The sequence below is a fragment of the Pseudomonas sp. 18.1.10 genome (assembly GCF_024655625.1).
Classification (GTDB): domain Bacteria; phylum Pseudomonadota; class Gammaproteobacteria; order Pseudomonadales; family Pseudomonadaceae; genus Aquipseudomonas.
In genome coordinates this window covers 1-11,309 of sequence record NZ_JANLGL010000177.1, presented here as the reverse complement: position 1 = coordinate 11,309, position 11,309 = coordinate 1, and the positions used below count along the sequence as shown (strand labels likewise).

The 11,309-nt window shown below is 63.4% G+C and carries 9 protein-coding genes; 2 read left to right on the top strand and 7 right to left on the bottom strand.

Annotation, left to right across the window (positions count from 1 at the left end):
• Positions 1 to 82: 82 nt before the first annotated feature.
• From araH to NUV89_RS22990, 7 genes are read right to left on the bottom strand one after another with little or no spacing between them, the layout of a single operon-like run.
• The gene (gene araH, locus NUV89_RS23020; protein ID WP_124528674.1) at positions 83 to 1,051 is read right to left on the bottom strand and encodes an L-arabinose ABC transporter permease AraH; all 969 of its coding nucleotides are present in this window, start codon (positions 1,049 to 1,051) and stop codon (positions 83 to 85) included.
• 9 nt (positions 1,052 to 1,060) lie between these two features.
• Positions 1,061 to 2,563: an L-arabinose ABC transporter ATP-binding protein AraG gene (araG, locus tag NUV89_RS23015; RefSeq protein WP_257783125.1), complete on the bottom strand. Its 1,503-nt coding sequence runs from the start codon at positions 2,561 to 2,563 to the stop codon at positions 1,061 to 1,063.
• Complete coding sequence (locus tag NUV89_RS23010) at positions 2,560 to 3,564, bottom strand: substrate-binding domain-containing protein (RefSeq protein WP_257783124.1); 1,005 nt, start codon at positions 3,562 to 3,564, stop codon at positions 2,560 to 2,562. Before NUV89_RS23010 ends, araG begins: the two co-directional genes overlap by 4 nt.
• 38 nt (positions 3,565 to 3,602) lie before the next feature.
• Positions 3,603 to 4,466 (bottom strand): SMP-30/gluconolactonase/LRE family protein, encoded by an 864-nt coding sequence (locus NUV89_RS23005; RefSeq protein WP_257783123.1) that lies wholly within the window; start codon positions 4,464 to 4,466, stop codon positions 3,603 to 3,605.
• A 38-nt stretch (positions 4,467 to 4,504) separates the two neighbouring features.
• A complete protein-coding gene (locus NUV89_RS23000) occupies positions 4,505 to 6,085 on the bottom strand; it encodes an aldehyde dehydrogenase (NADP(+)) (protein WP_257783122.1) in 1,581 nt (526 codons plus the stop codon).
• Positions 6,086 to 6,096: 11 nt separating this feature from the next.
• Positions 6,097 to 7,086 carry an AraD1 family protein gene (gene araD1 / locus NUV89_RS22995; RefSeq protein WP_257783121.1) on the bottom strand — a complete coding sequence of 330 codons (990 nt, stop codon included), beginning with the start codon at positions 7,084 to 7,086 and terminating at the stop codon, positions 6,097 to 6,099.
• Between the two features lie 16 nt (positions 7,087 to 7,102).
• Complete coding sequence (locus tag NUV89_RS22990; protein WP_257783120.1) at positions 7,103 to 8,425, bottom strand: MFS transporter; 1,323 nt, start codon at positions 8,423 to 8,425, stop codon at positions 7,103 to 7,105.
• A gap of 195 nt (positions 8,426 to 8,620) precedes the next feature.
• Between NUV89_RS22990 and NUV89_RS22985 the strand changes: the two genes are divergently transcribed.
• Positions 8,621 to 10,357, top strand: coding sequence for an IlvD/Edd family dehydratase (locus NUV89_RS22985; protein ID WP_257783119.1), 1,737 nt, complete (start codon positions 8,621 to 8,623; stop codon positions 10,355 to 10,357).
• A 48-nt stretch (positions 10,358 to 10,405) separates the two neighbouring features.
• Positions 10,406 to 11,128 (top strand): FadR/GntR family transcriptional regulator, encoded by a 723-nt coding sequence (locus NUV89_RS22980; RefSeq protein WP_017739605.1) that lies wholly within the window; start codon positions 10,406 to 10,408, stop codon positions 11,126 to 11,128.
• The last annotated feature ends 181 nt before the right edge of the window (positions 11,129 to 11,309 follow it).

The following is an 11,309-nucleotide window of genomic DNA, read 5'->3' as shown; positions in this document are numbered from 1 at the left end:
GTCAGTCACTGGATTTGCCGACTGGTCCACCGCATTCGCGAGCAAGCCCGCTCCCACATTTGGATCTTCACATGGTTTGGAATCAGCGTTGTTTCATGCGGTCGATTACAACCGCCAGCAACAGGATCGAGCCACGGATCACGTACTGGTAGAACGTGTCGATATTCTTCAAGTTCATCGCATTCTCAATAATCGCCAAAATCAACACCCCCGCAATCACATGCCGGATCATGCCAATCCCGCCACTCAACGACACCCCGCCCAACACGCACGCCGAGATCACCGTCAGTTCAAAACCCTGGCCGATCATCGGCTGGCCCGAGGTCATGCGTGACGCCAGGATCACCCCGGCCAACGCGCCGATCAGGCCGTGCACGGCGAAGATCAGGATCTTGGTGCGATCCACATTCACCCCCGCGAGCAACGCCGCTTCCGGGTTGCCGCCGATGGCCATGGTGTTGCGCCCGTAGGTGGTGTAGTTGAGCAGCCAGCCGAAGAACAGGAAGCACAGGATAGTGATGAGGATCGGCACCGGCACGCCCAGCAACTGGCCGTTGCCGAACACGAAGAACTGCTCCTGGGACACGCCCACCGCCTTGCCATTCGCAAAGATGTAGGCCAGGCCGCGCACGATCTGCATGGTCGCCAGCGTGGTAATCAACGCGTTGACCCGCAGCTTGGCAATCACAATGCCGTTGATGAGCCCAACGGTCAGGCCCATCAGCAGGGCCGCGCCAATGCCGAGCATGACGCTGTCGGTATCACGCATCACGATGGCCGCGACCACCCCGGCGCAGGCAATCACCGAGCCCACCGACAAGTCGAAGTGCCCCGAGGCCAGGCAGAACAGCATGGTGCACGCGGCGATGCCGACGGTGGAAATCGCCAGGCCCAAACCGCGCATGTTCAGCGGTGAGAGGAAGTTGTCGATGAGCAAGGCGCACAGTAAAAAGATACTCACCGCCGCCAGCAGCATTGCCCAGTTGTCGAGCAGTGCGCGCAGGTCCAGGGGTTTGCGTGCCGTGGGCAACGCGTTTTGTTGAATGGTCATAACGTTCTCTCAGTTCGCCAGGCTGCGCGGCAGGGCCAGTTGCAGCAGGTTGGATTCAGTCGCGTGGGCGCGGGGTTGTTCGCCGCGCAGCGCGCCTTCGCACAGCACCAGGATGCGGTCGCTGATGCCCATCACTTCCATCAGGTCGCTGGACACCACGATCACCGCAATGCCCTGGGCCGCGAGGTTATGGATGATCTGGTAGATCTCGGCCTTGGCGCCGATATCGATGCCACGGGTCGGCTCGTCCAGCAGCAGGACTTTCATCGGCATCGACAGCCAGCGCCCGAGGATCGCCTTCTGCTGGTTGCCGCCGGACAGGTACATGATTTTCTGTTGCGCGTTGGGCGTCTTGACCTTCATCGCCTTGATCTGCCGCTCGGCATTGGTTTTTTCCCAGCCGTCGCGCAACAGCCAGCCGAACGTGGAATGGGCGCCCCGGGCACTGATATTGATGTTCTCGGCAACGCTGGACAGCGGGATGATGCCTTCCTTCTTGCGGTCTTCCGGGCACAGCAGCACGCCGGCAGCGATGGCGTCGCGCGGTGAGCGCAGTTGCAGCGGTGCGCCGCACAGCTCCAGGCTACCGGCACTGGCACGCTCCAGGCCGCTGAGCAGGCGGAACAGTTCCGTGCGCCCTGCCCCCACCAGCCCGAACAGGCCGAGGATCTCGCCCTTGCGCACGTTGAAGCTGATCGGTTCACGCAGGCCGGGGCCTTGTAAACCGTCGACCTTCAACGCCACTTCGCCATGCTCGCGCGGGCGGTAATCGTAGATGTCCTGGATATCGCGACCGACCATGCAGGTCACCAACTGGTCATGACTCAACGCGCGCATGTCGTCGAAAGTGCGCACAAAACGCCCGTCCTTGAACACCGTCACCGCGTTGCAGATGCGGAACACCTCTTCCATGCGGTGGGACACGTAGAGCACCACTTTGCCTTCGTCGCGCAAGCGCGTGATGATCGCCATCAAGCGGTCGATCTCCCGCGCCGACAGGCTGCTGGTGGGTTCGTCGAAGGCAATCACATGGGCGCCACGGGACAACGCCTTGGCGATTTCCACCAACTGCCGTTGACCCAGGGACAGGCGCCCGAGCTTCTCCGCCGGGTCGATTTCATCCGCCAGGCCCTTGAGGCAAGCGAGGGCCTGCTTGCGCAGCAGCCCTCGATTGACCACACCAAACCGCGACGGCAAGTGCCCGAGGAACAGGTTCTCGGCCACGGTCATTTCCGGCACCAGGTGCAATTCCTGGTGAATCACCGCCACGCCGCTGGCGATGCTGTCGGCCGCGCACTTGAAGGCCATCGTCTGCTCGCCAATCTGCACCGTGCCGCTGCTCGGGATATAGGCGCCGCCAAGGATCTTCAGCAGCGTCGACTTGCCCGCGCCGTTCTCGCCCATCAACGCGTGCACCTGCCCGGGCTGGGCGCTGAAGCTGATGCCATCCAGCGCCTTGACCCCGGGAAAGGTCTTGCCGATGCCGTCAAAGCGCAGGGCCGCAGCGGTCATTTCCACAGCCCGATCTTGGTCAGTTCTTCCTGGAAGTTGGCGCGGGTAATCAGGGTCACTTCGTCCATGGCCGTGTACTTCGCCGGTTCCTTGCCGGTGGTGACCCACTCGTACATCGCCAGCGCGGTGTTGTAGCCCTCGATGTGCGGACTCGGCAGCATCGAACCGAAGAAGCCGCTGTCGGCTTTCTTCAATTCACCGATGGCGTCGGTGCCGTTGATGCCGATGCCGATCACATTCGCCGCCTTGAAGCCGGCGCTTTCCGTGGCGCGTACGCCGCCGAGCACGGTGTTGTCGTTCATGCCGCCGATAATCAGGTTTTTCGCGGCGCTGGGCAGCTTGACCAGGGCCGAGTTGGTGGCGTCCATGCTGCCGGGCACGTCGAGGGTTTTCAGCGCGGCGGTAAGGATATGGTCCTTGGGAATGCCGGCGTCTTCGAGGGATTTGATCGAGCCGTCGGTACGTTTTTTTCCGGTGTCGAGTTCGTTGTAGGTGTTGATAACCGCGTAGGTGTCTTTCCAGTCCCAGCCGCGTTTTTTCGCTTCGGCGGCCATCGCCGCGCCTTGTTTCTGGCCGACTTCGAACGCCGCCATGCCGAGGTACGGCACGTCTTCCATGAAGTTGCCCTTGGCATCGACGAAGCGATCATCCACCGCCATCACTTTGAGGCCGTTGGCCTTGGCCTTGGCGACAATGGCCGGGCCGAGGGACACGTCCGGCGGGCAGATCACAAAGCCCTTGGCGCCGTTGGCGGCCAGGCTGTCGATGGCCGACAGGGTCTTCTCGCCATCGGGCACGGCGATCTTTATCACCGTGAAACCGTGTTCCTTGCCGGCTTTTTCGGCGAAGGCCCATTCGGTCTGGAACCAGGGTTCTTCGGCCTGCTTGACCAGGAAACCGATCTTCACTTCTTCAGCGGCCAGCAACAGCCCGCTCAAGCTCATGGCCGAGACCGCCACAGCGGCGCAGCACAGGGAACGGATACCACGACGACGATTCATACAGTGACTCCTTGTTGTTGTTTTTAAGTCTTGGGGGGTTAACCGGCAAAGCGGTGACAGGGTTTGCCTGGCACGTCGAGTTCGATGGCCAGCACGGCACCGTCCAAGGGATGCTCCAAAGGACTGGCGGCGCTGGTGATATACAGGGTGGAGAGGTCTGGCCCGCCAAACACGCAACTGGTGGGCCGGCTGACGGGCAGTTCGATGACGCGATCCACCCCGCCATCTGGCGCGATGCGCAGCAGGCAGCTGCCGTCCCAGCGGGCGTTCCAGATGTAGCCCTCGACGTCCATCGCCGAGCCGTCCGGCCCGCCGCGTGCGTGGGGGCCGAACCAGGCATCGGCGGCGCCGAGTTGGCCGTCCGCCAGGATCGCAAACCGGTACAGCGTGCGGTCCAGGCTGTCGCCAAAATGCACAAGGCTGCCGTCGTCGCTCCACAGCAAGGTGTTGGGAATGCCCAGGCCGCTGAGCAACGGCGTGACCCGCCCGTAGGCATCGATCCGAAACAGGCCGCCGGAACGCCGCGTCACCGGCAGGTCTTCACCCTGCGCGCCGATATTGTTCTGCATGGTGCCCAGCCACAGGCGGCCCTGGGCATCGCAGCGTGCTTCATTGCCCCGGTTGCCCGGTTGCGGGTCGGCCACGCACAGCAGGGTCAGCGCCTCGCTGTCGAGGTCGAGGCGATACACGCCGCTGCTCAAGGTCACCAGCGCATCGCCGCGTTCACACGGGATAAACGCCGAGACAGGCTCGGGCAACTGCCACACCCGCAACTGCCCGTCCATAAAACGCAGCGCCTGCTTGCCGGCGATATTCACCCAGTACAGCGCCTGGGTGGGCACGTCCCAGAACGGGCCCTCCCCCAGTTGCGCACGGTGTTCGGTAACGACGTGAAACGACATGGTGCCTCCTGGATTTTTGTTGTTCTCAGGTCTGCGCTTTACAACGGATCGCGCGACGGCGTGCCATCCACCAGCCGTTGGATACGCAACGGGTTGGCGTTTTTCAACGCATCCGGCAGCAGGCTATCAGGGTAGTTCTGGAAGCACACCGGGCGCAGGAAGCGGTCGATGGCCAGGGTGCCGACCGAGGTGCCACGGGCGTCGGAGGTCGCAGGATAAGGGCCGCCGTGCACCATCGCGTCGCAGACTTCGACGCCGGTGGGGTAGCCGTTGAGCAGGATTCGCCCGACTTTCTGCTCCAGCAGTGGGGTCAGTTCGGCGAACTGTTGCAGATCATTCAGCTCGCCAATGATCGTCGCCGTGAGTTGCCCGTGCAGGCCGTGCAAGGCGTCGCTGAGCTGGGCCCTGTCAGCCACTTCGACAAACACCGTGGTGGGGCCGAAGACTTCTTCCTGCAGCACTTCATCGCCATCGATCAGCAGGCGCACATCGGCCTTGAACAGCTGCGGCTGGGCTTGGTTGCCCGCCTGTGGGTTGCCCGCCAGATGCTCGATGCCAGGGTGCGCGAGAAGTTTCTCCAGGCCCTTGCCGTAGCTGCCCAGGGTGCCGGCATTGAGCATGGTCTGCGCCGGTTGATCGCCGATCAGTTGCGCCACCTGTTGGGTGAACGCGGTAAACGCCGGCGATGCGAGGCCGATCACCAAGCCCGGGTTGGTGCAGAACTGGCCGCAGCCTTGCACCACCGACGCGGTGAGGTCGCGGGCGATGGTGTCGGCGCGGGCCTGCAACGCCTGGGGCAAGACGATCACCGGGTTGATGCTGGACATCTCGGCAAACACCGGGATCGGCTGCGGGCGTGCCGCTGCCATATCGCACAAGGCGCGACCGCCCTTGAGCGAGCCGGTAAAGCCCACCGCCTGGATCGCCGGGTGCTTGACCAGTGCCTCGCCGACGCCGCCGCCAAAGATCATGTTGAACACACCGGCCGGCATCCCGCTGGCTTCGGCGGCACGAATAATTGCATCGGCAACGCATTCGGCCGTCGCCATGTGCCCGCTGTGGGCCTTGAACACCACCGGGCAGCCGGCCGCCAACGCGGCAGCGGTATCACCGCCCGCCGTGGAGAACGCCAGGGGGAAATTGCTCGCCCCAAACACCGCCACCGGGCCGAGGCCGATGCGGTATTGGCGCAGGTCCGGGCGCGGCAGTGGCTGGCGCTCGGGCAAGGCTTTGTCGATGCGCGCGCCGTAGAAATCACCGCGCCGCAGCACGCTGGCGAACAGGCGCATCTGGCCGCTGGTGCGCCCACGCTCGCCCTTGATACGGGCGGCGGGCAGCGCGGTTTCGCGGCAGACCAGTGCGACGAATTCATCGCCCAGCGCGTCCAGCTCATCAGCGATCGCATCAAGGAACTGCGCCCGCCGCGCCGCGCTCAGGGCGCGGTAGGCTGGATACGCCTGCGCGGCGGCCTTGGCGGCGGCGTCGACTTCCTGCGGCGTGGCCTGGTAGAAATCCTGGGGCAAGGCTTCGCCGGTGCTCGCGTCGACACTCTTGAGGGTCACGCTGCCGTTGGCGCTGCGCTGGCCGCCGATATAGTTGTGGCCGAGAAACTGGGACATGAAGGGGCTCCTTAAAGGGTGATGACGTGGCCGGGCTCGAACGCTGCGTCGCTGCTGCCGACACGGTTGACCAGCGGCGCGCCGAACTCGGCCTGGCTGATCTCGAACACATCCCCCGGCTGGGTCCGTATACCGTCGGCGAATGACAGCGTGGCGGTGCCGAAGAAGTGGATATGCACATCGCCCGGCCTGAGGAACTGGCGGTACTTGAAGTGGTGGTATTCGAGGTTGTCCAGGCTGTGGCACATGTTGGCTTCGCCGCTGAGGAACTCGTTCTGCCAGATCACCTCGCCGTCGCGCAGGATGCTGCTGCTGCCCGCCAAGTGCTGCGGCAAATCGCCGACGCGCAGCTCGGGGCCGTAGCTGCAACTGCGCAGCTTGGAATGGGCCAGGTACAGGTAGTTCTTGCGCTCCATGACGTGGTCGGAGAACTCGTTGCCCACCGCAAAGCCCACGCGATAGGGCTGGCTGTCCGGGCCGATCACGTACAGGCCGCCGATCTCCGGCTCTTCACCGGCGTCTTCGGCAAACGGTGGCACCGGGAACGCCGCACCGGGGCGCACGACGATGCTGCCGTCGCCCTTGTAGAACCACTCGGGTTGCACACCGGCAACGCCGGCCGCTGGTTTGCCGCCCTCCACGCCCCATTTGAAGATGCGCATGGTGTCGGTCAGTGCGCTGTCGTCACCGGCCTGGTGCATTTTGTCACGGGCCGAGGCGCTACCGAGGTGGGTCAGGCCAGTGCCGCTGATGAGCATGTGGGCCGGGTCGGGATGGTCCAGGGGCGGCAGGATCTTCAAGTCCGCCAGTAATGCCGCGTAGTCATGGCTGGCGCCCAGGCCCAGGCTATCGACCTGTTGAGCCAGGCCGACACCGGCTTCGATGGCCGCCAGGGCCAATTCACGCACGCTGCGTGCAGCCTGCACCTCGCGCACGGTGTTGCCGTCCACCACGCCCACCCGGCGTTCGCCATTGGGCAATTCGAACTGAACTAAACGCATGCAACTTCTCCTTGAATCAAGTACGTGAAGCGCCACGGGCGCTGGCGGCGAATTGGTCGGCGGGCAGCACGTGCTTGCGCTCCAGCACGCGGTACACCACCAAGGTCAGGATCAGCCCGCACACCATCACCCCGGACAGGAAGTACAGGCCCGAGGCGAGGTTGCCGGTGTATTCCTTGAGCGCACCAATCACAAACGGGCCAATGTAGCCGCCGAGATTGCCCACCGAGTTAATCAGCGCAATGCCTGCCGCCGCACTGGCGCCAGCGAAGAAACGCCCCGGCAAGGTCCAGAACACCGCCGTGCAGGAAAACAACGCGAACGCCGCCAGGCACAGCGCGGCCATTTGCAGCACCGGCACGCTCAGCCACGCGCTGAAGAACAGGCCGATGGCGCCCAATACATAGAGCACGGCGAGGTGGCCGTAGCGATCATTCAGGCGGTCGGAACTGCGCGGGATAACCAACAGGCCGATGATGCCGAAGATGTAGGGCACGGCGGAGACGAAGCCGGTGGTCAGGTCGCTGCCGCCGAACTGCTTGATAAGGGTTGGCAGCCACAGGCCCAGGCCGTAGATGCTCAGGGTCACTGGCAGGTAGAACAGCGCCAGCAGCAATACGCGTTTGTCTTTCAAGGCGTGCAATGGGTTGCCGTGACGGGTCTGGCCGTAGGCTTGCAGGTCTTTGGCCAGTTCGCCGGTGAGCCAGGCTTTTTCCTCATCGCTCATCCAGCTGACTTGCTTGGGGCCGTCCGGCAGGTAGCGCAGCACCGGCCAGGTGAGCAGGATCGCCGGGGTGCCAATCACGATGAACAGCCACTGCCAGCCGTGCAGGCCGAGGATGCCATCCATGCCCAGCAAGCCACCGGACACCGGGCCGGTAATCATCATTGCAATCGGCTGGGACAGGATGAACAGCCCGAGGATCTTGCCGCGATGGCGCACCGGGAACCACTGGGTGATGTAGTACAGCACGCCCGGAAAGAACCCCGCCTCCGCCGCGCCGAGCAAAAAGCGCATCACATAGAAGCTGTGCGGGCCCTGCACAAAGGCCATGCCGATGGTGATGGCGCCCCAGGTAATCATGATCCGCGCAAACCAGCGCCGCGCGCCAAAGCGGTCGAGCATCAGGTTGCTGGGGATCTCGAACAGGAAGTAGCCAATAAAGAACAGGCCTGCGCCCAAGCCATAGGCGGCATCACCGATGCCGATATCGGCACCCATGTGCAACTTGGCGAAGCCCACGGCGGAGCGATCCACGTAGGCGATCAGGTACAGCAGGATCAGGAAGGGAATCAGTTTCAGCGTAATGCGCCGAATAAGCCGCAGCTCCTGGCTCATGGGGGTCGCTCTCCACATTGTTGTTTTTATTAGAAGCTCGGGGCACGCCTCTCGCGAAAATCCGCCAGGGTCATACCTCAGTTGAGAGCGACTATATAGTATGACTATTTGCAAAACAACTCTTCCAAATAGGCGTCTTTGCGCTTATGTTTAAGCACGCATAGAACATATAGTCATACAATAAGAGAATCGATCATGCCTGATAAAAAGCCCGGCCTACGCTCCGCCCAGTGGTTTGGTACCGCCGACAAGAACGGCTTCATGTACCGCAGCTGGATGAAGAACCAGGGCATTGCCGACCATCAGTTCCATGGCAAGCCGATCATCGGCATCTGCAATACCTGGTCGGAGCTGACGCCGTGCAACGCGCATTTCCGCCAGATCGCCGAGCACGTCAAACGCGGCGTGATCGAGGCCGGGGGCTTCCCGGTGGAATTCCCGGTGTTTTCCAATGGCGAGTCCAACCTGCGCCCTACCGCCATGCTCACCCGCAACCTGGCGAGCATGGATGTGGAAGAAGCGATTCGCGGCAACCCGATTGACGGCGTGGTGCTGCTGACCGGCTGCGACAAAACCACCCCGGCCCTGCTGATGGGCGCCGCCAGTTGCGACGTGCCGGCGATCGTGGTCACCGGTGGGCCGATGCTCAACGGCAAGCACAAGGGCCAGGACATTGGTTCGGGCACGGTGGTGTGGCAGCTCAGTGAGCAGGTCAAGGCCGGCACCATTACCCTGGATGATTTCCTCGCGGCCGAGGGCGGCATGTCGCGCTCGGCGGGCACCTGCAACACCATGGGCACGGCCTCGACCATGGCCTGCATGGCCGAAGCCCTGGGCACCTCGTTGCCGCACAACGCGGCGATTCCGGCAGTGGATGCACGGCGGTATGTGCTGGCGCATATGTCCGGCATGCGTGCGGTGGAGATGGTGCGCGAAGACTTGAAGCTGTCGAAGATCCTCACCAAGGAGGCGTTTGAAAACGCGATCCGGGTGAATGCGGCCATTGGCGGTTCGACCAACGCGGTGATCCACTTGAAGGCCATCGCCGGGCGCATCGGCGTCGAGCTGGATCTGGACGACTGGACCCGCATGGGCCGTGGCATGCCGACCATCGTCGACTTGCAGCCGTCGGGGCGTTTCCTGATGGAGGAGTTCTACTACGCCGGTGGCCTGCCCGCCGTGCTGCGTCGCCTCGGTGAAGCCAACCTGATCCCCCATCCGAATGCCCTGACAGTGAACGGCAAGTCCCTCGGCGAGAACACCAAGGATTCGCCGATCTATGGCCAGGACGAAGTAATCCGCACCCTCGACAACCCGATCCGCGCCGACGGCGGCATTTGCGTGTTGCGCGGCAACCTGGCGCCGCTGGGGGCGGTGCTCAAGCCGTCCGCCGCCAGCCCGGAGTTGATGCAGCATCGCGGCCGTGCGGTGGTGTTCGAGAACTTCGACATGTACAAGGCGCGCATCAACGACCCGGCGCTGGACGTGGACGCCAACTCGATCCTGGTCATGAAAAACTGCGGGCCCAAGGGTTACCCGGGCATGGCCGAAGTGGGCAACATGGGCCTGCCGGCCAAGCTGCTGGCCCAGGGCGTGACGGACATGGTGCGCATTTCCGACGCGCGCATGAGCGGCACGGCATACGGCACGGTGGTGCTGCACGTGGCGCCGGAAGCCGCGGCCGGCGGGCCGTTGGCTACGGTGAAGGAAGGTGACTGGATCGAACTGGACTGCGCCAACGGCCGCCTGCACCTGGACATCCCCGACGCCGAGCTGGCCGCGCGCATGGCGGATCTGGCGCCGCCGCAAAAAATGATCGTCGGCGGCTATCGCCAGCTGTATATCGACCACGTATTGCAGGCGGACCAAGGCTGCGACTTTGACTTCCTGGTGGGTTGCCGTGGGGCGGAAGTCCCCCGGCATTCCCACTAATTGGGATGCTATGATGCCGCGTCTTTAAGTCAGAGCCTTCCCGTCGTTATGGATCACCAGCCGCCCAAGCCGCGCAAGAGCATGCATGCCCAGATCGTTCAGGACTTGGGCATGCACATCGTTTCCGGGCGCTTCAAGCCCGAAGAAAAGCTGCCCCTGGAGGCCACGCTCTGCGAGGAGTACAAGGTCAGCCGCTCGGTGTTGCGCGAAGCCACGCGGGTGCTCAGCGCCAAGGGCCTGGTGTATTCCAAGCCACGGGTGGGCGCGGTGGTGCGGCCACGCTTGAAGTGGCACTTGCTCGACCCGGACGTGCTGTCCTGGCTGATGCAGTCCACGCCCCACAGCGAATTCTTCAACACCCTGGCCGGTGTGCGGCGCATCCTCGAACCGGAGATCGCCGCCATGGCCGCGACCACCGCCACCGATGAAGACATCGCCACCATCGAAAAAGCCTACCTGGGCATGGAAACGGCGAAGACCCACGAAGAGCTGTTGCAGGCCGACCTGGACTTCCACCGCGCGATTGCCGACGCCACGCGCAACGACCTGCTGGCCTATATGTGCAACATGCTGTCGCTGCCGCTGCGCGAGTCGATCAACATCACCAACCGCCGCCCGGATATCCAGGGCCTGAGCCTGCCTCGGCACAAGGCGATCCTCACCGCGATCCAGAACCGCGATGCACTGGGCGCGCGGCATGCGTCGCTGGTGCAGCTGGATGACACGCGGGTGGCGTTGGATACGGTGATGAATGTGTTGACGCCGCTCTGACAACCTGTGGGCTGGCGAATGCAGCCTGTCAGCAACAGATTCATTGCCTGACACACTGCTTTCGCAGGCAAGCCAGCTCCCACAGTTGACTGGGTTCACACATCAGCATGTGGGAACAGCTCAACCCCTGTGGGAGCGGGCTTGCTCGCGAATGCGGTCTATCAGCAACAGATTCATTGCC